Below are 21,088 nucleotides of genomic sequence, written 5' to 3'. Positions count from 1 at the left end.
GGTGAAAGTGCGGCCGGGCCTTGTCTGCTCGTGCGCCGGCCACGCGCTTATCCTGGCGTGGGGGCTGATCAATTTCTCGTCCGCGAAACCGTTTGACGTCGGCCCCACCGAGGCGCTGCCGATCGAGATCCTGACTCCTCAGGAATTCGACGCCATGACCAAGGGCTCCAAGGCCTCCAAGAAGGTCGACGCGCCCAAGGTCAAGGCCGACAAGGTCGCGGAAGCCGATCCCGAACCCGTCGACGACGACACGCCGGTCGCCAAGGAGGACGTGCAGGCTCCGCCGCCGCCGCCGGCCGCCGCGCCCGAGCCCGCCAAGGCCGAGGCGCCGCCGAAGCCGGAGCCGAAGCCCGAACCCAAGCCGGATCCGCAGATCGCTAAGGCGGAGGCCGAAAAGGCCGCCAAGGCCGAAGCCGAGAAGGCCGCGCAGGCGGAGGCCGCCAAAGCCGCCGAGGCGAAGGCCGCGCAGGAAAAGGCTGCCGCCGACAAGGCCGCGAAGGCCCAGGCCGAGAAGGCCGCCCAGGAAAAGGCCGAGAAGCTCGCGCAGGCCGCCGAGGCCGAGCGCCTCGCCAAGGCGGAGGCCGAGAAGGAAGCCAAGCAGAAGGCGGAGGCTGAAAAGGCGGCCGCCAAGGCGCAGGCCGACAAGGAAGCCAAGGAGGCCAAGGAGAAGGCGGACAAACTCGCCAAGGCCGAGGCCGAGAAGGCCGCGAAGGAGAAGGCCGAGAAGCTCGCCAAGGCCGAAGCCGAAAAGGCCGCCAAGGAGAAGGCGGAGGCCGCCAAGGCCAAGGAGCGCAAGTTCGACCCGTCCAAGATCGCGAGCCTGCTCGGCGACAAGCCGTCTTCGAGCGACAGCGCGATGAAGGATGCTCGCGAGGCGAGCCGCAAGGCCGCGGCGGCGCGCGAAACGGCGCCCGAGACCACCGCCGGCACCTCCCGCGGGACCGCGACGAAGCTGTCGATGTCGCAGCGCACGGGCATCGACAATGCGGTGCGCGAGCAGGTCATGCAGTGCTGGAACCCGCCCTTTGGCGCCTCGACCGACGGCAGCCTGGCGGTGCGGGTGCATTTCACGCTCAACGCCGACGGCTCGCTCGCCGGCGGCCCCGACGTGACGAACTCGTCGTCCAATCCTGCCTTCCGCGCCGCCGCGGACGCCGCCACGCGCGCGGTTCGTCGCTGCTCGCCCTTGAAGCTGCCGCCCGACGCCTACGATTACTGGCGGCAGGTGAACATCAATTTCGACCCCAAGGACATGATGGGCGGATGACGGCGTTCCGACGTTCTCCGTTCCGGCCGGTCCTGCTCGGCCCGACCTCCTATTCGCGTACGCGCTCCGTCGCCACTTCATTCCGGCGCCAGCGCGCCTCATCCGGAAGAGCCTGATGACGCTTCTTTCTGCACGCCTTCTTCGGGCCGCGCTGTTCGCGGCCGCCGCCCTGTTCGCCGCAGCCCCGCTCGCGCCGGCGCGTGCGCAGGTGTCGATCGACATCAACCAGGGCAATGTGCAGCCGCTGCCGATCGCGATCCCGGATTTCCTGCCGAACGGCAGCGACCCGAAGCTCGCGAGCGACATGGCGGGCGTCATCACCGCCGACCTGCAGCGCTCCGGCCTGTTCGCGCCGATCGACAAGCGCGCCTTCATCGAGAAGATCTCGAACTTCGACGCCGCGCCGCGGTTCGGCGACTGGCGCATCATCAACGCCCAGGCGCTGGTGACCGGGCAGATCGTCCGGCAGGGCGACGGCCGGCTGCGCACCGACTTCCGGCTGTGGGACGTGTTCGCCGGCAATCAGCTCGAGGGGCAGCAGTTCTTCACCGACAAGAACTGGCGGCGCGTCGCGCATCTGATCGCCGACATGATCTATGAGCGGCTGACGGGCGAGAAGGGCTATTTCGACACCCGCGTGGTCTATGTCGACGAAAGCGGCCCCAAGAACGCGCGCGTCAAGCGCCTCGCGATCATGGACCAGGACGGCTATGGCAGCCGTTTCATCACCTCCGGCAGCGAACTGGTGCTGACCCCGCGCTTCAGCCCGACCAGCCAAGAGATCACCTACATGTCGTTCGGGCAGGGCGACCCGCGGGTCTATCTGCTCAACATCGAGACCGGTCAGCGCGAGGCCGTCGGCAATTTCCCGGGCATGACCTTCGCCCCGCGCTTCTCGCCGGACGGCCAGAAGGTCGCGATGAGCCTGGAGCAGGGCGGCAACGCGTCGATTTACGTGATGGACCTACGCTCGCGCGCGACCACCAAGCTGACCGATTCCGGCGCGATCGACACTTCGCCCTCGTTCTCGCCGGACGGCTCCAAGATCGTGTTCGAGAGCGACCGCGGCGGCAACCAGCAGATCTATGTGATGAGCTCCTCCGGCGGCCCGGCGCAGCGCATCTCGTTCGGCGACGGCCGCTACTCGACGCCGGTCTGGTCGCCGCGCGGCGACCTGATCGCCTTCACGCGGCAGTCCGGCGGCAAGTTCGGCATCGGCGTCATGCGGCCGGACGGTTCGGGCGAACGCATCCTGACCGAGGGCTTCCACAATGAGGGCCCGACCTGGGCCCCCAACGGCCGCGTGCTGATGTTCTTCCGCGACGTCGGCCCGGGCCCGAAGATCTTCTCGATCGACATCACCGGCCGTAACGAGCAGCGCGTTCCGACCCCCGGCTTCGCCTCCGACCCCGCCTGGTCCCCGCTGCTGAACTGACGCTCTTCCGCGGCGCGACACCTCTCCACCCTCCTCGCGGCGCGGCCGCGGGGAGGGTGGACGCGTGCAACGCGGCCGGATGGGGCGTTTGGCCGTAGAGCGCACCCGAAAACCTTTTGGCCGTCGACGGTCGCGCCGGAGCGCATGCGGCCGTCCGCGGCTGTGGCCGTGCGGACTCACTCCGGGCGGAAACCACGCCGCGCCGCCGCCGCGCCACGATCCGGTCGCGTTCAGGCGGAACAAGGTTATCAGCACGGGCTTCTGAGGAAGCCGAAATAAACCTCTGTTTAAGCCTAACGGAACCTTCGGTTAAGGGGGAGAATGCTATGGATCGCGCAACCGACAGCCACAAGGAGTCATCGGGCATGTTGCGTACCATGCGTATTGGTCGGAGCGCGAAGATCGCCGTCGTGCTCTGCGCCGCGCTCGCTCTCGGCGCTTGCGCCAAGAAGTCGGGCGACGGCCTCGACGGGGCGAACGGGGCTTACGGGGCCGGCGGCCGCGGCGGCCCTCCCGGCAGCCAGCAGGATTTCGTCGTGAACGTCGGCGATCGCGTCTTCTTCGAGACCGACTCGACCGAGCTCACCTCCACCTCGCGCGCCACCCTGGACAAGCAGGCCCAGTGGCTGTCGCGCTATCCGCGCTACGCCATCACCATCGAGGGCCATGCGGACGAGCGCGGCACGCGCGAGTACAACTTCGCCCTCGGCGCCCGCCGCTCCCAGGTCACGCGCGACTACCTGACGGCCCGCGGCGTGCCGGCCAACCGGATGCGCACGATCTCCTACGGCAAGGAGCGGCCGGTCGCGGTGTGCGACGACATCTCCTGCTGGTCGCAGAACCGGCGCGCCGTCACGGTGCTGGGCGGCGCCGGATCGTGATGATCCTTCGATTCCGGCGGTCGCGCCTCTGGCGTCGGCCGCCGGAATCGGCCCTAATTCAGCCGAACTGCGAGCGTAGCGGCGTATGATAGCCCTCGCGTCTCAGCCGGGATTCTCACTCCAGATGTTCGACGTTCTGCGCTCTTCGCCCGTCCGACGCTTCGCGTTCGGCGCACTGCTGGCTTGCGGCGCGTCCGGCGCGGCGGTCGCCCAGCAGCCGCAGGAGACCAGGGCGCCGTCCTGGCTCGAGCAGCGGGTCAGCGGGCTCGAGCAGAAGCTCGCCTTCTTCGGCGATCGGGACGAACGCCGCGCCGCGCCGAGCTACGTTCAGCCGGCGCAGTCGTCCTCGATGGCCGACATCGCGGTCCGGCTCGACCGGCTCGAAAACCAGATGCGGCAGCTCAACGGCCGCCTTGAGGAGCTCGAGTATCAGGGCCGCAAGAATGACGAGGCGCTGAAGCGCTTCCAGGGCGACGTCGAGTACCGCTTCCAGGACATGGAAGGCGGCAAGGGCGGCGGGGCCAAGCCGACGCGGCGCGGCGACGCCGGACCTGCGTCGAGCCCGAGCAGCGCCGGCGGCTCGGCGCAGATCGGCTCGTCTTCGGGTTCTGGCGGCTCGTCGGGTCCCGGCGCGCCGCCGGCCTCGCTGGGCTCATCCCGCTCCGCCGACGGCGGCGACGCCATAGGCGGTCTGCTCGACGGCGATCCGGGCGACGACCCGGACGGGCCGATGAGCATCCAGCCGCCCGGCCTGTCGACCGGCGATTCCGGCTCCAGCCGTGCGCCCGGCGCGACCGCCGCGCTCGGCGACGGCGGCGGCGTGGTGGCCGGGTCGGGCAGCGCGCGCGACCAGTTCGACCTGGGCGTCGGATTCATGCAGCGCCGGAATTACGACCAGGCCGAATCCACCTTCCGGGACTTCCTCCGCAGCTACCCGAACGACGCCAAGGCGCCGGAGGCGCGCTACTGGCTCGGCGAGAGCCTTTATCAGCGCAAGAAATACACCGACGCAGCCGACAGCTTCTTCACGATCTACAAGGAGGCGCCGCAGTCCTCGAAGGCGCCCGAGAGCATGCTCAAGCTCGGCATGTCGCTGAACGGCATGGGCAAAAAGGAGGAGGCCTGCGCGACGATCGCGGAGGCCGGGCGCAAATATGCGCGCATCAAGGCCCAATCCGACCGCGAGCTGAAGCGCATCTCCTGCTAGTCTGAGACGCCGGCCGGTCAGCGCCGGAGCGGACCAGGCGATGCTGCAGAAGGTCGTGTCTCCCGAGACGTCGCAGCGCCCGATCGAGGCCGCTGAGGCTGACGCGCTGTTCTCCGCAGCGTTCGGCGGCGTTTCCCATCTGGTTCTGGCCGTCTCCGGCGGAGCCGATTCGATGGCGCTGCTCTGCCTCGCCGCCGAATGGGCGCGCCGAGCGCCCGCGCCGGCACTTTCGGTCGCGACCGTCCATCACGGACTGAGGCCGGAGGCCGAGCAGGAGGTTGCGCTGGTCGCCGCCCGCGCTGGGGCGTTCGGCTTGCCGCACGCCCGGCTCGACGCGCCGCTCGCCGACGGAGCGAGCCGCGTCGAGGAGACCGCCCGGGATCTGCGCTACGCCGCGCTCGCTTCCCATGCCCGGGCGATCGGCGCCGACGCGATCGCGACCGCCCATACGCTCGACGATCAGGCCGAAACCGTGCTGCTGCGGCTCGCCGCCGGCAGCGGCCCGCGCGGCCTCGCAGGCATGCGCAGCGCGATCAGACGGGAGGGACTCGGCCATCTTCGCCCGCTGCTCGGCGTCGCGAAGAGCCGGCTGGTCGCAAGTCTCCGGCTCCGGAACGTGGCCTGGGCCGAGGACGCCATGAACGCCGACCCGCGCTTCGCCCGCGCCCGGCTCCGGCGCTCGCGCGCCGCGCTGGAGCGGGAGGGCCTGACGGCCGAACGGCTCGCCACATTCGCCGCCCGGATGGCGCGCGCCGAGGCGGCGCTCGAGAGCGCGGCCGACGCCGCGGAGCGCGCGCATCTCGAGCGGAGCGGCGCCAGCTGGCGCATCGCCCCGGCGGTCGCTGCTCTGCCGGCCGAGATCCGCCTGCGGCTGCTCGAGCGCGCGCTTGCGGCAGGCGAGGGCGGCAGGGTGCGGCTCGACCGCCTGGAGCGGCTCGCCGCCCGGATCGCCTCAGAGCCGACAGGCGTCGCGACGCTCGCCGGGCGGCGCATCGTCTGGGCGGCCGACGGAGAAATCGCCGGGGCGCCGGCGCCGCCCCGGCGATGGCGCGGCGAGGCGTCCGAGCGTATGCAGCCCGTATGATCCGCCTGCTGCGCGGCCGCCGCCGCTTCGCCTACGCCATGGCCTCGATCTTCGCCGCCTATCTGATGGTGGCGGGCGTGACGCTCGGCGGCCACGCTGCGCGGGCGGCGGAGTTCGGCGCGCGCGTCACCTGCCTGGGCAAGATCGGCGGCGGCCTGCCGGCGGATCCGTCCTGTCCCTGCGCGGATCTCTGCCGGATCGCCGCGACGCCGCTGCTCGGCGCCTCCTCGCCCCAAGCGGCGGCCGGGCCCGCGCCGCTGGCGTTCCGGCCGGACGTCACGCTGCGCCGGCTGGCGCGCGCGGCGCCGCCGACCGAGCCCTCCGCCCGCGGTCCTCCGCGGCTCATCTGACTGCCTCTCGTCGTCAGATCGCAGCTTCGCGGCTCCGGCTCAGCCCGGCCGCGCTTGGAGGTTCCAAAATGCTCAAACTGCTCGTTTCCGCCCTCGCGGCGCTCGGCCTCGTCTGGGCCGGCGCGGCCGGTGCGCATGAATACAAGGCCGGCGACCTTCTGATCGGTCATCCCTGGTCGCGCGCCACGGCGCCCGGCTCGAAGGTCGGCGCGGGCTATTTTACCGTCGCCAACCAAGGGTCGACGCCCGATCGGTTGATGTCGGTCTCAAGCGCCTTCTCCGAGAAGGCCGAGATGCACGAGACCTCGACCGAGAACGGCGTCTCCCGCATGCGGCCGATCACGGGCGGGCTCGAGATCAAGCCGGGTGAGAAGATCGAGTTCGCCCCTGGCGGCAAGCACGTGATGTTTGTCGGGCTCAGGGAGCCGCTGACGCAGGGCGAGCGCGTCAAGGGCGCGCTGGTGTTCGAGAAGGCCGGCAAGGTGGACGTCGAGTTCGCTGTCGAGGCGGTCGGCGCCACCCCGAAGGCCGGCGACATGGGCGACATGAAGCACATGAACCACGCCAACTGAGGGCGGCGGCGGATCGCTTCCGGCCAGCGAATCTCCTAGACCGGCCTGATGACGGCGACAGTCCTTGCTCCGACGTCCGCCGCGCCTGTCCTGCAGCCGGCGGTCGAGGACGAGAAGCGGCGGGTGCTGAAGAGCGCTTTCGGCTTCGACGAATTCCGTCCCGGGCAGGAGCGCGTGATCGACGCGCTGCTGTCGGGGCGGGACGTGCTCGCCGTGATGCCGACCGGCGCGGGCAAGTCGCTGTGCTACCAGGTGCCGGCGCTGGTGATGGGCGGGCTGACGGTCGTCGTCTCGCCGCTGATCGCGCTGATGGAGGACCAGGTCGCGGCGCTCCGGCTGAACGGCGTCGCCGCCGAGGCGATCCACTCGGCGCGCAGCCGCGAGGACAACGTCGCCTCATGGCGGCGGGTCGCGTCCGGCGAGGCGCGGCTGCTCTACCTCGCGCCCGAGCGGCTGATGACCGAGCGGATGCTCTCCGCTCTGTCGCGCCTTCCGGTGTCGCTGATCGCGATCGACGAAGCGCACTGCATTTCCCAATGGGGCCACAGCTTCCGCGCCGAATATCTCGCGCTCGGCAGGGCGCGGGACGTTCTGCCGGCCGCCCGCCTGGTCGCGCTCACCGCCACCGCGGACGAGGCGACGCAGCAGGACGTGCTGCAAAAACTGTTCGGCGGCGAGGCCGAGGCCTTCGTCGCAGGCTTCGACCGGCCGAACATCGCGATCGGCGTCGCCGAGAAGCGCGACGCAGCGGCCTCGATCGAGCGCTATGTCGCCGCCCGAAAGGGCCAGAGCGGCGTCGTCTACCGGATATCGCGCAAGAAGGTGGAGGAGACGGCGGAGCGCCTCAGGCGGTCCGGCGTCAACGCGCTCGCCTACCATGCCGGCATGGACGCCGCGGCGCGCGCGGCGGCCCAGGAGGCGTTTCTGGCAGAGCCGGGCGTCGTGATGGTGGCGACCGTGGCGTTCGGCATGGGGATCGACAAGTCTGACGTGCGCTACGTCGTCCATGGCGACATCCCAGGCTCGCTCGAAGCCTATTACCAGGAGATCGGCCGGGCGGGCCGGGACGGCGCGCCGGCCGAGGCGCTGATGTTCTATGGGCTTGAGGACGTCCGCACGCGCCGCCGGTTCATCGACGAGCAGGACAGCGCGCCCGAGCGCAAGCGAGTCGAAGCCCGCCGGCTCGACGCGCTGATCGGCTTCTGCGAGACGACCTCCTGCCGGCGGCAGACGCTGCTCGCCTACTTTGGCGAGACGTCAGGCCCCTGCGGAAACTGCGACGTGTGCCTCAACCCGCCCGAGGTGGTCGACGGCACCGAGGAAGCGCGGCTCCTGCTGTCGCTCGTGTCGGACACCGGCGAACGCTTCGGTGCGGCGCATATCGTGGCGCTCGCGGTCGGCCATCTGTCGGAGACGGTGGAAGCGCGCGGACACGAGAAACTTCCGGGCTTCGGCCGTGGCGCGGACCGTCCGGCCGCCGAGTGGCGCGCGATCCTGCGCCAGCTGGTCGCCGCAGGCGCGTTGACGGTCGAAACCGGCGCCTATGGCGGGCTCACCATCACGCCCAAGGGCGCGCGCATCCTGCAGGCGGGCGAGCGGATCTCGATCGCCAAGCCGAAGCCGAAGACGCGCGAGCGCCGCCGCATGGCCGCCGAGGCGGTCGCGCCTGACGGTTACGACGCGGAGCTGCTCGCGCGGCTGAAGGCGCTCAGGCGCGAGCTCGCGATCGCGCGCGCGGTGCCGGCCTATGTGATCTTCTCCGACAAGACGCTTGTGGAGATGGCTGCAGGCAAGCCGCGCGACGCCGAAGCGCTCGCCCGCGTGAAGGGCGTGGGCGCCGCGAAGCTCGAGGCTTTCGGGGACGTCTTCCTGAAGCTCCTGCGGGGCGCCTGAGGCGTCACGCGCTGCGCGCCAGCCTGTAGAGCGCGATTCCGCTGGTGGTCGCCACGTTCAGGCTGTCGAAGCCGGCGGCCATCGGAATACGGACGGCGGCGGCGCGCGCCATCAGCTCGGCTGGAAGTCCGGGCCCCTCGGCGCCGAGCATCAGGCAGGTCCGGGCGGCCGGTCGCGCCTCCTCGAGCGTGCGAGCGCCGCTCGGGCTCAACGCGAAAGTGGCGAACCCCGCGGTCCCGAGTGCGTCCAGCAGCTCCGCGCCGGAGCCGCCGCGCGCGAATGGCGTGATCAGGCTTGCGCCGACCGAGACGCGGATCGCCTTGCGGTAAAGCGGGTCGCAGCTCGCGCGGTCGAGCAGCACGGCGTCAGCGCCGAACGCTGCCGCGTTGCGGAAGATCCCGCCGACATTGTCGTGGTTGGAGACGCCGATCAGCGCGACCACAAGAGCCTGCGGCGGAAGCCGCGCCAGCAGGACGGCGGCGTCCTCGGCGGGAGCGCGCCGGCCGATCGCCAGAACGCCACGATGGACGTGGAAGCCCGCGATGGCGTCCATCACGGCGGCGCTCGCGACATAGACGGGCGCGTCGGAGCCGGCGAGAAGAGCCTTGAGGGGCTCGGTCCGGTTTTCAGCCAAGAGGACGCTCTCGGGCCGATGCCGCGAGCGCCCGCCGAGCAGCAGGCGCAGCACGACCTCGCCCTCGGCGATGAAGCGCTCGCCGCGCCCGACGACGTCCCGCTCGCGCACCGCTCGATAGGCGGCGATCCGCGGGTCGTCGGGATCGTCGATGCGGATCACCCTGCGGCGAGCTCTTCCCGCAGCATTTCGAGCTCGAGCCAGCGGTCCTCCGCCGCCGCCCGCTCGCGCTGCGCCGCCGTCAGCGCCTCGCTCGCTGCGGCGAACGCGGCGGGGTCGGAGGCATACAGCGCCGGGTCGGCGAGCCGCGCCTCGAGCCGGGCGATCTCGCCTTCGAGCCTGGAGATGTTCGCGGGCAGCGTCTCCAGCGCGTGCTGGTCCTTGAAGGAGAGTTTTTTCCGGGCCGGCGGCGGAGCGGAAGGGGCCGTCAGCGAGGGAGACTTCCCACGGGGAGCGGCGGCTTCGGCGGCGGCGCGCGGATCGACGCCGCGGCCGCGCTGCGCGACCATGTCGCTGTATCCGCCCGCATACTCGACCCAGCGGCCGCCGCCTTCCGCGACGATCACCGAGCCCACGGTGCGGTCGAGAAAGTCACGGTCGTGGCTGACCAGCAGGATCGTGCCCGGATAGTCGGCGATCATCTCCTGCAGCAGGTCGAGGGTCTCGAGGTCGAGGTCGTTGGTGGGCTCGTCGAGGACGAGCAGGTTGGCCGGCTGGGCCAGCGCGCGGGCGAGCAGCAGCCGGCCGCGTTCGCCGCCCGACAGCGCGCGCACCGGCGAACCAGCCTGTTCAGGTCCGAACAGGAAGTCCTTCATGTAGCTGACGACGTGCTTTGTCTGGCCGCCGACCTCGACAGTGTCGCCGCGCCCGCCGGTGAGCGCGTCGCGTAGCGAAGTGTCGGGGTCGAGACTTGCGCGGCGCTGGTCGATCGTCGCGATGGCGACATTCGCGCCGATGCGCACCGTCCCCTCATCCGGGGCCAGGGCGCCGGTGAGCAGGTTGAGCAGGGTCGTCTTGCCGGCGCCGTTGGCCCCGACGAGGCCGATGCGGTCGCCACGGGCGATGCGGAGCGAGAAATCGGCGACGATCGGCCGTCCGCCAAAAGCCTTCGAGATGCGACGGGCCTCGATCACCAGCGCGCCCGAGGTCTCCGCCTCGGTGACCGTGAGCTGCACCGAGCCTTGAGCCCGACGCGCGTTGCGGCGCGTCTCGCGCAGCGCGTCGAGCGCGCGCATGCGGCCCTGATTACGCTTGCGGCGGGCGGTCACGCCATAGCGCAGCCAGTCCTTCTCCATCTCGATCTTGCGGTCGAGCTTGTGCCGATCGCGCTCCTCCTGGGCGAGCAAGTCGTCGCGCCAGGCCTCGAACGCGCCGAAGCCCTGATCCAGCCGGCGCGTGCGGCCGCGATCGAGCCAAAGCGTGGTGCGGGTCAGGTTCTGCAGGAAACGGCGGTCATGGCTGATCAGCACCAGCGCCGAGCGCGAGCCCTTGAGCTCGGCTTCGAGCCACTCGATCGCCGGCAGGTCCAGATGGTTGGTGGGTTCGTCCAGCAAGAGGATGTCGGGCTCCGGCGCGAGCGCGCGGGCGAGCGCTGCGCGGCGCGCTTCGCCGCCGGACAGCTTGTCGGTGGCGGCGTCGCCGGAGAGGCCGAGCGCGTCGAGCAGGTAAGCGCCGCGATAAGGGTCGTCGCCGGGCGCGAGCCCCGCGTCGACATAAGCGCGCAGCGTCGCAAAGCCCGACAGGTCGGGTTCCTGCGGCAGATAGCGGACGGTCGCGCCGGGCTGCAGGAAGCGTGAGCCGTCGTCCGGCTCGACCGCGCCGGCTGCGATCTTGAGCAGCGTCGACTTGCCGGAGCCGTTGCGGCCGACGAGGCCGAGCCGCTCTCCGGCCGACACCGACAGTTCGGCGCCGTCCAGCAGGGGCTGCCCGCCGAAGGTGAGCCGTACGTCTTTGAGCAATAAAAGGGGAGGGGCCATGGCGGTGGAGATAAGCCGGGGCGGCATGGTCCCGCAAGATCGGCGGCGGCGCTCAGGCCGCCGTTCGCGACCGCATGCCGATCGTGGGCTTCTCGGACGCGAGCGCGACCACCAATCGGATCGCGCCGCCGTCGAGCTCTTCGATCGCCGTCGAAAGCTGATCCGCATAGGCGCGGATCAGCCGCTGCGACAGGCTAGGCCCGGGCAGCCAGCCCGCCGCCGGCCCGGAGATCGTCAGCGCCAGCTTGCCCTGGGGCTCCGCAGCGGCCTGGACCGTCGCGGAATCCGCCGCGGCGGCAGCCGCGCTCAGAAGCTCGGTCAGCAGCAGGGCGAGCGAAACCGCCAGGTCGAGATCGACCTCGAAGGCGTCTTCAGGAAAGTGCGCCACGACCTCGAACAAGCGCGCGCCATTGGTCTGTCGCGCCTGGAGGGCCACGTCCCGGATCAGCTCGGCGACCGCCACATGGCCGATCTCGCCGGATGCGTAGGAGACCTTGTAGGCTGCGGCCATCGCGCGGACCCGATCTTCCGGCGCGCGGAGCACGGCGCTCAAGGTCTCAGGCGCTTCCTGGCGTTGCAAGGCGAGCAGGCTCGCGATCATCTGGAAGTTGTTCTTGACCCGGTGGTGCAGCTCGCGCAGCAGCCGGTCGCGCTCGTCGACCGCCGCCTCGAGCGCCAGCGAACGCTCCTCCACGCGCCGCGACATCGCCGCGAGCGTGTCGCCAAGCTCGGTGAGCTCCCGAGGCGCTCCCTGCAGCTTTGCGGCCTTGGTGTCGAGATGGCCGCCGTCGTAGGACGCGGCCGTCGCTCGCAACTCGCGGATCCAGCGCAGGACGAAACGTTCGATGCCGAACAGCACGAGGCCGACGCACAACAGCACCATCAGGGCGGGAAGCCCGAGCGCGAGAAGCAGCCATTGCGTCTGGCTGTGGCCGATCACGTCGAACGGCGCCGCGACGATCGCCAATGCCGACGAGTTCTTGATCGGCGCGACCGCATAGCGGTAGGCCCGGCCGTCCTCGCCCCGGGCCTTCAGGACGCGGTCGTCATTGTCGAGGCGCGCTGTCGGAAGACCGTCTTTCGGCAACCAGGCCGAGCCGTAGGGAGCCGTCTCATCGTCGCGAGCGAGCGGGCGGCCGTCCTTGTCGACGATCGCCGCGGCGATCTCCCCTCTCGAGCCGCGATCCAGGAAAATCTGGTCTCGCGCTGCCTGCTCGATCGGCCGCTCCCCCGGCGCAATGCCGGAGGCGCGCGCGGAAACCAGCTCCGCCGCCTGTACGAGTCTGTCGCGATCGAATCGATCCGAAAGCGCGAACTGCTGCAGCCCGATGGTGATCGCGAATGCGATCACCGGCAGATTTGCGGCGATCAGGAGAACCGCGATTCGGCTTCGAAGCGTCTTGAACATGAACCTACGATTCAGCGCGGTCGCGCCGGCTCAAGCGGTTCCGGAGCCGACCGTCGGACCTAGGGCAGCGCGAAGGGCGGGCTCGATGCCGATTTCTCCCACCTCGAGGTTGAGCCGACGCGCGAGCGCCGTGCGGGCCCGGTTGACCCGGCTCTTCACCGTGCCGACGGCGCAACCGGAGATTTCCGCCGCCTCCTCATAGGAGAATTCGGCGGCCCCGATCAAAATCAAGGCCTCGCGCTGCTCTTCTGGAAGGTCGGTGAGCGCCTTGCGGAAGTCCTCGAGGTCCATGTGGCCGTTCTGCTGCGGCGCGACGGCGACGTTCTCGGAGAACACGCCGTCGGTGTCCTGCACCTCGCGCCGGCGCCGGCGAATTTCCGAGATGTAGACGTTGCGCAGAATGGTGAACAGCCACGCGCGCATGTTCGTGCCCTCGGTGAAGCTTCCGAGGTTGCGCCAAGCTTTGACCAGCGTCTCCTGAACCAGGTCGTCGGCCCGGTCCAGCTGACCGGAGAGCGACACCGCGAATGCGCGGAGGCTCGGGATATGTACGAGAAGTTCGTCGCGCGGAGCGCGGCTGGCAGGTTCGCTCATCGAGAGCCGTTCTGACGCAGCTCGTCACTCGCCTGGTTGACTTCGCCCTCTCGCGTATCGAGCTCCGCAAGAAGTTCCAAAAAACGGTCCGGGACGGGCTGGTTGAGAATGTCCACGTATCCGGCCCGCAGTTGCCGGCCAATATGCGCCTGCACGTCCGGATCCAGCTTATTCTCGGGCTTTCGCTGGGTCATCCACTCACCTTCCCGCACGCTCGCAGGCTGCTGCAGCGAGGCGCGATGAACCCGCGCGTGATGCGCAGGCGCGCCGTTAACGGCGCTCGAACCATGATCGCCGACTGCGGTTGACGATCCGCTAACGATATTGGGGCGGCACGCGCCTCCGACGAGTGCCGCCTTGCCTTGATTTTGCCCCATCCTGAAGACGTCACTTCGTCGCATCGCCCAATGGCGAATAATGCGTCAGCGGCACGGTGGCCCCGCGCGAGACGGTCGTCGTCTGGGCGGCGGGATCATTCACATAGACGACGCGGCCGGCGCCGTCGCGGCGGATTTCGGCTCCGCCCGACAACCTGCCCGCGTCGGGGATCGCTGCCGCCATCTGGATCGGCGCGCCAGCGAGCCGATCACCCTTCCGCGCTGCCTCGCTCGAGAAATCGTGGCTGCTGAGACCGGCGCCGGACAGCGCCACCACCGCGGCGCCGGCCGCGATCGCGACCAGAGCCGAGCGGGCCAGAAGGCCGCCGGCCGCGGAAGCGTCTACTTCGTTACGGCGATCCACACGGTACGCGCGATATTGGCCTTGGCTGACATACGCCATGATCGGCTCCTTTGGTCAGTCGGCGACGATCGCCCTCAGCATCCAAATCGCCTTCTCGTGGAAGGCGAGACGCTCGGTGAGAAGGTCGTGCGTCACGAAGTCGTTGAGCTCTTCGGCCTGCGCCGCTCCCTCGCGGATGAGGCGCACCAGCGCCTCATGATCGTCGACGAGCTCCAGGACCATCGCCTTCGCGGTGAGCCGCGAGCCGAGGGAAAGCGCCTTGTCGAGACCGAGCGCGGCTTTGCCGGTCGGAACCGGGTAGCCCAGCGCACGAATGCGCTCCGCCAGCAGGTCGATCGCCGCGAACAGATCAGAGTAATGCTGTTCAGTGAGGGTATGGATCGGCTGGAAAAGCGGACCGACGACGTTCCAGTGCACGACCTGGGACCGCAGCAGCGTCCGATAGGTCTGGACCGTCAGTTCGCTCAGCGTTTCCGCCATAAACCGCCGGTCAGCGTCCGGCAGGCCCGTGTCCAGGCGCTCTGCGCCCGTCTTTACGTCAAGTACGACGCCCGCCTTTGACATGGACCGTTCCGCTGTTGAGAGCGGCAGGTCGGCTCCTGCGCCAGCCCGCCTTGCTCCCAACAACGTTGATGCAGCCAGATGGTTGCAGTGCGTCGTCCGCCTTCGTCAGGCCGCCCCGCGCTGATCGGAATTGCGCGCCCGCGCGCCGAAGAACAGCGCCTGGCTGACGATCGCCTTCACGGTGGAGGCCTGGAAGGGCTTGGTCACCAGGAACACCGGCTCCGGCCGCTGGCCGCTCAGCAGGCGCTCCGGATAGGCGGTGATGAAGATCACCGGCACTTCAAGATTGGGCAGAATCTCCTTCACGGCGTCCAGGCCGGAGCTGCCGTCCGCGAGCTGGATATCCGCCAGAACGAGCCCGGGCGACGTGCGCTCCGCGAGCGCCAGCGCCTCGGTGTGGGTCCGCGCCGTGCCCACGACCCGGTGGCCCAGCCCTTCGACGAGCTTCGCGAGGTCCATGGCGATGATCGGCTCGTCCTCGATGATGAGGACGTCGGTCGCGACCTGCTCGGCGATCTCGCGACCCGCCTCGTCGATCGCGCGCGCGATCTCGGCGTCCGACAGCGAGAGGATCTGGCCGGCTTCCGACGGCGTGAAGCCTTCGACCGAAACCAGCAGGAAGACCTGCCGGGAGCGCGGCGTCAGCGCCTCGATGGTGCGCTCGGAATAGGGCGCCTCAAGGCCGGTCTCGACGTTCAGGGCGACGGACGACCAGATGCGCGAGAAGATCGAATAAAGCCCGACCCGCGGCTCGCTGTCCGACGGGAAGATGCTGGGGTCCGCGATCAGCGCCTTGAGAACCGCTGCGACGTAAGCGTCGCCGCTGTCCTGTCGGCCGGTCAGCGCGCGGGCGTACCGCCGCAGGAACGGAAGATGGGGGGCGATGGTGTCGGCGAGAGCCATAGCGATGCGTTTCCAGGGGCGAAGTCGAGGACGAGCGAGGCCGGGCAGGCCGGCGCAAAATGGCGCGCGCCACGCAATGAGCAAGCCTTAGCGGTTGAAGTCAACGCCGATTGCTTGGCCGGGAATGGAGGTCTCCCACATCAAGCCGTCGCCATCGCTTCGCCTGACGGCCCCGCCGAGACTTCGCGCCAGTCCTTCCAGGAGAAGCTCGCCGAGCGCGCCCGACGCGGGCTCGGCGGCGGCGAGGGGATTTCCCTTCGTCAGCGCCCGCAGCTTCAGGGCTCCGTCGTGTTCGGCAAGGATGATCTCGGCATTGACGAGCTCGCTGCGGAAGATTCTCACCAGGAGCTCCGCGAGGATCTGAGCCAGGGTGCCGGTCTCGCGCGGCGCCAGCTGCAGCGGGCAAATCCTGATGTCGACGCGCCGGTGACGGTCCGGATCATAGAGCTGGCAAATCCGGTGGGCGAGCAGCGTCAGGAGGCGGTCGGCCGCCACTGTTCCGCCCGGCGCGGCTTCCTCCGGCGGGATGATCGTGAGCGCCTCGACGCGAGCGCGCAGATCTTCCAGCGCGGCGCGGCTCTCCTCGCCCGGCGCGCGCTGCGCCGCGAGGCTCACAAGGCTCGTCATTGTCTGAAGCTGGTTGCGGAAGTAATGGATCAGCGTCGAGACGTCGGGGCGCCGCTGTGCAACGTCAATTACCGAGACCGGCGGTTTCATGCTGTCCATTCAAGCGATCTAGCGCGCTCAGTTCGGCTTATATATGTGTTTTGACATAGCGCGGATGGGTAATTTCGTGGATGGCTCGCGCGCGCGCCGTTGGGCGTCTCCTCCCACCCTTTGAATCCGTTCATGTACGTACGTTGTTACGGTTGCCCGCTCCGCGCCAAGCCGGCGTTCCACGACAAGACGCAGGAAGAGATCGCGGTCATCGATCAGATGAAGAGCGATCATCTCCGCGTGGCGGCCGGCACCGAGTTTATCCATCCGGAGCAGACCGACGCGGAACTCTACACGCTCTTCTCCGGCTGGGCCTTCCGCTACAAGGAACTCGCCGACGGCCGGCGTCAGATTCTCAACTTTTCGTTGCCGGGCGATCTGATCGGGCTGCAGGCCGCGCTGCTCGACAAGTCGCTCTACGGCGCCGTGGCGCTGACCGACGCGGAGCTCTGCGTGGTGCCGAGGCGGCGCCTGTTCAAGCTGTTCGAGCACACTCCTAACGCGGCCTATGAGGTGACTTGGCTCGGCGCGCGCGAAGAGGCGCTGGTCGATGAAAATCTGCTGACCGCCGGCCGCCGCAACGCTCTGGAGCGCGTCGCCGCCCTGATCGCCGCGCTCTACAAACGGGCCGAGCAGCTCGACCTGGTGCGCGAAGCGACGATGGACTTTCCGCTGACGCAGCAGCATATCGCTGACGCGCTCGGCCTGTCGCTGGTCCACACCAACAAGACGCTCGCCCGCCTGCGCGCCCAAGGCCTGTTCAGGATAGCGGACGGCAGGCTCACCCTGCTGAACCCGCGCGCGATCGCCCGGCTGGCGCAATATTTCGAGAAGGAGCCGGCGCGGCGGCCCATCATCTGACGATCGGCCGCACCGCCTGCGGCCGACAGATGCCACTTGCGGCGGCGGCTCCTCCCGTGTCCTTTCCACGCCAGTGGACCCGTATCGGAGAGAGCAGCGATGACCGTCCTCGTCACCGGCGGCGCCGGCTATATCGGCAGCCACATGGTGCTCGCGCTGTCCGACGCCGGCCAGCCGGTCGTCGTGCTGGATAACCTTTCGACCGGATCGCGCGCCGCCGTGCCGCCTGCGGTCCCGCTCGTCGAGGGCTGCTGCGGCGACGAGGCGCTGGTCGATCAGGTGATCGGCGACCACGGCGTCACCGCGATCGTGCACTTCGCCGGATCGATCGTGGTTCCGGATTCGGTGACCGATCCGCTCGGCTACTATCTCAACAACACGGTGCGATCCCGCGCGCTGATCGCCGCCGCCGTCAGGGGCGGGGTGAAGAGCTTCGTGTTTTCGTCGACGGCGGCCGTCTATGGCGAAGGCGCCGCCGAGCCGCTGCGCGAGACGGCGACGCTCGACCCGGTGTCGCCCTATGGCGCGTCCAAGCTGATGACCGAGCGCATGCTCTCGGACGCGAGCCGCGCCCACGGCTTCGCCTATGCGGCGCTGCGCTACTTCAATGTCGCCGGCGCGGACCCGGCCGGCCGGGCGGGCCAGTCGACCCCGCGCGCGACCCATCTGATCAAGGTCGCCGCCGAGGCCGCGACCGGCAAGCGCGACAAGCTGCAGATCTTCGGCGACGACTATCCTACGCCGGACGGCACCTGCGTGCGCGACTACATCCATGTCAGCGACCTCGCCAAGGCCCATGTGCTGGCGCTCGATCATCTCGCCCGAACCGGAGAAAACCTGGTGGCGAACTGCGGCTATGGGCGCGGCGCCTCGGTGCTCGAGGTGATCGAGTCGGTGAAGCGGGTCTCGGGCGTCGATTTCCCCGTCGAGCGCGCGCCGCGTCGCGCCGGCGATCCCGCGCTGCTCGTCGCCGACCCCGCGCGGGCGCGGGCGGCGCTCGGCTGGCGCGCCGACTATGACGATCTCGACACCATCGTCGGCCACGCGCTCGCCTGGGAGAGGAAGATCGCAGGCCGAGCGGCCGTCGAGTGACGGCCCCGGGGGCGGCAGAGGGGCGAAGCGCTCCGGCGGTCGAGATCGACATCCCGGCCCGTATGGACCGGCTGCCGTGGTCCCGCTTCCATCTTCTTGTGGTTCTCGCCCTTGGCGTCACCTGGGCTCTCGACGGGCTCGAGGTGACCATCATCGGCGGGCTTGGCCCGCGGCTCCGGGATCCTGCGACGCTGGGGCTCTCCGAAGCCGACATCGGCGGGATCGCCTCGGCCTATCTGATCGGCGCCGTGGCGGGCGCGCTGGGCTTCGGCTGGCTGACAGATCGCTATGGCCGCCGCGTCATCTTCTTCGTGACGCTCGGGATCTACGTCGCGGGCGTGCTGTTTTCCGCCTTCGCCTGGGACGTCTGGAGCCTCGCGGCTTTCCGGCTGCTGACGGGCGTCGGCATCGGCGGGGAATATGCTGCGGTCAACTCGGCGATCGACGAACTGATGCCGGCGCGGCTGCGGGGGCGGATCGCGCTGATCGTGAACGGCAGTTTCTGGGCCGGCGCCGCGGTCGGCTCCGTTGCGACCATCGTCCTGCTCGATCCGGCGATTTTTGACGTCGACCTCGGCTGGCGGCTCGGCTTCGGCGTCGGCGCGGCGCTCGGGGTGGGGATCCTGCTGACGCGGCGCTTCGTGCCCGAAAGCCCGCGCTGGCTCGCGAGCCACGACCGGATCGCTGAAGGCGAGGCGGTGATGGACGAGATCGAGCGCAGGGTGCAGCAGGACTCTGGCGAGCGGCTCGCGCCCGCGGAGGGGCGCCTGACGATCCATCCGCAGAGGCATTTCGGCCTCGGCGTCATCTTCCGCGCGATGTTCCATCAATACCGCGCGCGCTCGCTGCTGGTGCTGCTGCTGATGGCGGCGCAGGCGTTTCTCTACAACGCGATCTTCTTCACCTATGGCTTGGTGCTCGCGCGGTTCTACGGCGTCGCTCCGGCGCATGTCGGGCTTTATCTGATCCCGTTCGCCATCGGGAACGTGCTCGGCCCGATCGTGCTCGGGCCGTTCTTCGACACGGTCGGGCGGCGGCGAATGATCATGCTGTCCTACGGGCTCGCTGGCGTGTTGCTGCTCGCGACCGGCTGGCTGTTCGCCGTCGGCGCGCTCAGCGCCGTCACCCAGACCGCGGCGTGGTGCGTGATCTTCTTCTTCGCGTCCGCGGCGGCGAGCGCCGCCTATCTGACCGCGAGCGAGGTGTTCCCGCTTGAAATGCGCGCGCTGGCCATCGCGGCCTTCTACGCGCTCGGCACGGCGATCGGCGGCGTGCTCGCCCCGTACCTGTTCGGCCTGCTGATCGGCGGCGGCGATCCATGGGCGATCTTCTGGGGATATGCCGGCGCGGCTATCCTGATGATCGTCGCGGGTGTCGCGGCGCTGCTCTACGGAGTGGATGCGGAGGGGCGCTCGCTCGAAGAGGTGGCGGCCCCGCTTTCGATGGCCGCCTGATCTTCGGCTGGCGCGCCGACGCAACCTTCGCCGTATTTTTGGCGTTCGCTTGACTGGCCGATTCGGCGTGCGCCCGGCGCGGCCGGCCTTAACATGCGGCGGCGGTGAGCCTGGGAGGATCGATGTCTCAAGGAGTTCCGGCCGCCGCCACGCCGCCTGCCGCCCCCGGCGCGAGCGCCCGGGACTGGCGCATCGACTTCTGGCGCGGCCTCGCCATCGTGTTCATCTTCTGGAACCACTCTGTCGACAACGTCATGAGCTGGTTCACGACCAAGAACTTTGGCGTCTCGGATTCCGCGGAACTGTTTGTCTTCCTGTCGGGCTTCGCGATGGCCGGCATGTTCACCGCCAAGTTCCTGAAGCGACCGGTGATGGCGATGCCATACGCGGTCGGCCGCGCATTCACGCTCTACCTGCATCATCTTTCGGCCTTCGTGGTGATCGCGACGCTCGCGGTTCTCTATCGCGGCTATGCGGGCTCGAGCGTGATGGAGCGCGACCTGTTCATCCGGCCGTTCCTGATCGCGACCGAGACGGTGCTGCCGAAACTCGCGACGCTCGCCTATCTGCCGCCGCTGCTCGACATTCTGCCGCTCTACATCCTGCTGACGCTGCTCGCGGGCGTGCTGTTCTTCGCCTTCCGCGCCCAGTGGCGGCTCTATGCGGTGTTCGCCGCCGTCGTCTGGCTGTTCGCGGAGGCGACGGGAGCGACTCTGTCGTCCTATCCGGACACGCGGCTCTGGACGTTCAATCCTTTCGCCTGGCAGGCGGTCTTCCTGGCTGGGTTCGTCGTCTGCCTTGCGCGCGACGAGCCATGGCTGCGCCGCGTCGCGGCGGCGCCCGCCACCGTCGCGCTGTCGATCACGATCCTGATCATCGGTTTCGTCGCGGCCGCCCCCTGGGCGACCTTGGGGCTTCTGGAATGGCGGCCGCTCCGCATCGTCACCGACTACGCCTCCAAGGCGAACGCGTCGCCGATCCGTCTGGCCCACTTCCTCGCCATGGCTCATCTCGCGACGCTGCTGCTGAAGCAGAGCAATCCGTTCGGCAAGACGCTGTTCGGGCGCTCGATGATCCTCATCGGCCGGCGCAGCCTGCCGATGTTCGTGATCTCCACCGTTTTCGCGGCCATGAGCCACGGCGTGTTCGACTGGTTCGGCAAGTCGATCCCCGTTCAGGCGATCTATTCGCTCGGCATGGCGGCTATCCTCGTCGGCCTCGCCTTTGTCGCGGACGCGCTCGGCCGGGCGAGCCGGGGCGGGCCCGGGACGCCGTCAGCCGACACGCGCGAAAGGGCTTCGGCGCGCGTGAAGGCCTCGCCAATGCTGCCGGCCGCCGCCACTGCGCCGGAATTCCGCTGAGCAGGGACCTCCGCTCCGGAACGACGTCGTTTTAGGCCGTTCCCTCGGCGCGACTTTCGTTTAACGTCGGCGCGGGCGGTCGCGGGGGGCGGGC

At 69.5% G+C, this 21,088-nt stretch carries 21 protein-coding genes; 12 read left to right on the top strand and 9 right to left on the bottom strand.

The genetic code is table 11. From position 1 onward, the window contains the following. The first annotated feature begins 1 nt into the window (after position 1). The 8 genes from tolA (at position 2) to recQ (ending at position 8,689) form a co-directional block, all read left to right on the top strand. Positions 2 to 1,267: a cell envelope integrity protein TolA gene (gene tolA / locus VM780_RS03700; protein ID WP_325445253.1), complete on the top strand. Its 1,266-nt coding sequence runs from the start codon at positions 2 to 4 to the stop codon at positions 1,265 to 1,267. A 115-nt stretch (positions 1,268 to 1,382) separates the two neighbouring features. Then, entirely contained in the window at positions 1,383 to 2,702 is a 1,320-nt protein-coding gene (gene tolB / locus VM780_RS03695; RefSeq protein ID WP_325445251.1) for a Tol-Pal system beta propeller repeat protein TolB, read from the top strand. Between the two features lie 365 nt (positions 2,703 to 3,067). Beyond that, complete coding sequence (gene pal / locus VM780_RS03690) at positions 3,068 to 3,583, top strand: peptidoglycan-associated lipoprotein Pal (RefSeq protein WP_325445249.1); 516 nt, start codon at positions 3,068 to 3,070, stop codon at positions 3,581 to 3,583. A 124-nt stretch (positions 3,584 to 3,707) separates the two neighbouring features. Beyond that, positions 3,708 to 4,790: a tol-pal system protein YbgF gene (gene ybgF, locus VM780_RS03685; RefSeq protein WP_325445247.1), complete on the top strand. Its 1,083-nt coding sequence runs from the start codon at positions 3,708 to 3,710 to the stop codon at positions 4,788 to 4,790. 40 nt (positions 4,791 to 4,830) lie between these two features. Beyond that, a complete protein-coding gene (gene tilS / locus VM780_RS03680) occupies positions 4,831 to 5,874 on the top strand; it encodes a tRNA lysidine(34) synthetase TilS (protein ID WP_325445245.1) in 1,044 nt (347 codons plus the stop codon). Beyond that, positions 5,871 to 6,224: a hypothetical protein gene (locus tag VM780_RS03675; RefSeq protein WP_325445243.1), complete on the top strand. Its 354-nt coding sequence runs from the start codon at positions 5,871 to 5,873 to the stop codon at positions 6,222 to 6,224. The genes tilS and VM780_RS03675 overlap by 4 nt, the downstream gene beginning before the upstream one ends. 68 nt (positions 6,225 to 6,292) lie before the next feature. After that, complete coding sequence (locus tag VM780_RS03670) at positions 6,293 to 6,796, top strand: copper chaperone PCu(A)C (protein WP_325445241.1); 504 nt, start codon at positions 6,293 to 6,295, stop codon at positions 6,794 to 6,796. Between the two features lie 48 nt (positions 6,797 to 6,844). Continuing rightward, positions 6,845 to 8,689, top strand: a complete 1,845-nt coding sequence (gene recQ, locus VM780_RS03665; protein ID WP_325445239.1) for a DNA helicase RecQ — start codon at positions 6,845 to 6,847, stop codon at positions 8,687 to 8,689. A gap of 4 nt (positions 8,690 to 8,693) precedes the next feature. Here the strand turns inward: recQ and VM780_RS03660 are convergent, their stop codons facing one another. The 9 genes from VM780_RS03660 to VM780_RS03620 form a co-directional block, all read right to left on the bottom strand. Continuing rightward, on the bottom strand, positions 8,694 to 9,485 hold the full coding sequence (locus tag VM780_RS03660) for an RNA methyltransferase (protein WP_325445237.1): 792 nt from the start codon (positions 9,483 to 9,485) through the stop codon (positions 8,694 to 8,696). Then, positions 9,482 to 11,299 (bottom strand): ABC-F family ATP-binding cassette domain-containing protein, encoded by a 1,818-nt coding sequence (locus VM780_RS03655; protein ID WP_325445566.1) that lies wholly within the window; start codon positions 11,297 to 11,299, stop codon positions 9,482 to 9,484. Before VM780_RS03655 ends, VM780_RS03660 begins: the two co-directional genes overlap by 4 nt. Positions 11,300 to 11,351: 52 nt before the next feature. Next, a complete protein-coding gene (locus tag VM780_RS03650) occupies positions 11,352 to 12,707 on the bottom strand; it encodes a sensor histidine kinase (RefSeq protein ID WP_325445234.1) in 1,356 nt (451 codons plus the stop codon). A gap of 30 nt (positions 12,708 to 12,737) precedes the next feature. Continuing rightward, positions 12,738 to 13,301, bottom strand: a complete 564-nt coding sequence (locus VM780_RS03645; RefSeq protein WP_325445232.1) for a sigma-70 family RNA polymerase sigma factor — start codon at positions 13,299 to 13,301, stop codon at positions 12,738 to 12,740. Beyond that, on the bottom strand, positions 13,298 to 13,495 hold the full coding sequence (locus VM780_RS03640; protein ID WP_325445230.1) for a NepR family anti-sigma factor: 198 nt from the start codon (positions 13,493 to 13,495) through the stop codon (positions 13,298 to 13,300). Before VM780_RS03640 ends, VM780_RS03645 begins: the two co-directional genes overlap by 4 nt. Positions 13,496 to 13,688: 193 nt before the next feature. Next, a complete protein-coding gene (locus tag VM780_RS03635; protein ID WP_325445228.1) occupies positions 13,689 to 14,081 on the bottom strand; it encodes a hypothetical protein in 393 nt (130 codons plus the stop codon). Positions 14,082 to 14,096: 15 nt separating this feature from the next. Then, the gene (locus tag VM780_RS03630) at positions 14,097 to 14,606 is read right to left on the bottom strand and encodes a Dps family protein (protein ID WP_325445226.1); all 510 of its coding nucleotides are present in this window, start codon (positions 14,604 to 14,606) and stop codon (positions 14,097 to 14,099) included. A 105-nt stretch (positions 14,607 to 14,711) separates the two neighbouring features. Next, complete coding sequence (locus tag VM780_RS03625; protein WP_325445224.1) at positions 14,712 to 15,509, bottom strand: response regulator; 798 nt, start codon at positions 15,507 to 15,509, stop codon at positions 14,712 to 14,714. 87 nt (positions 15,510 to 15,596) lie between these two features. Next, positions 15,597 to 16,235, bottom strand: coding sequence for a histidine kinase dimerization/phosphoacceptor domain -containing protein (locus VM780_RS03620; protein ID WP_325445222.1), 639 nt, complete (start codon positions 16,233 to 16,235; stop codon positions 15,597 to 15,599). A gap of 123 nt (positions 16,236 to 16,358) precedes the next feature. Between VM780_RS03620 and VM780_RS03615 the strand changes: the two genes are divergently transcribed. The 4 genes from VM780_RS03615 to opgC all read left to right on the top strand — a co-directional run bounded on the left by VM780_RS03615 (position 16,359) and on the right by opgC (position 20,994). After that, positions 16,359 to 17,087, top strand: coding sequence for a Crp/Fnr family transcriptional regulator (locus tag VM780_RS03615; RefSeq protein ID WP_325445220.1), 729 nt, complete (start codon positions 16,359 to 16,361; stop codon positions 17,085 to 17,087). A 99-nt stretch (positions 17,088 to 17,186) separates the two neighbouring features. Next, positions 17,187 to 18,179: a UDP-glucose 4-epimerase GalE gene (galE, locus tag VM780_RS03610; protein ID WP_325445218.1), complete on the top strand. Its 993-nt coding sequence runs from the start codon at positions 17,187 to 17,189 to the stop codon at positions 18,177 to 18,179. Further along, positions 18,176 to 19,633, top strand: a complete 1,458-nt coding sequence (locus VM780_RS03605; RefSeq protein ID WP_325445216.1) for an MFS transporter — start codon at positions 18,176 to 18,178, stop codon at positions 19,631 to 19,633. Before galE ends, VM780_RS03605 begins: the two co-directional genes overlap by 4 nt. 122 nt (positions 19,634 to 19,755) lie before the next feature. Next, positions 19,756 to 20,994 (top strand): OpgC domain-containing protein, encoded by a 1,239-nt coding sequence (gene opgC / locus VM780_RS03600; protein WP_325445214.1) that lies wholly within the window; start codon positions 19,756 to 19,758, stop codon positions 20,992 to 20,994. Positions 20,995 to 21,088 lie beyond the last annotated feature (94 nt).

It is taken from the genome of Hansschlegelia sp. (assembly GCF_035538955.1).
GTDB lineage: Bacteria > Pseudomonadota > Alphaproteobacteria > Rhizobiales > Methylopilaceae > Methylopila.
The sequence above is the reverse complement of the archived record's forward strand: the minus strand, read 5'-3'. Positions and strand labels throughout refer to the sequence as shown.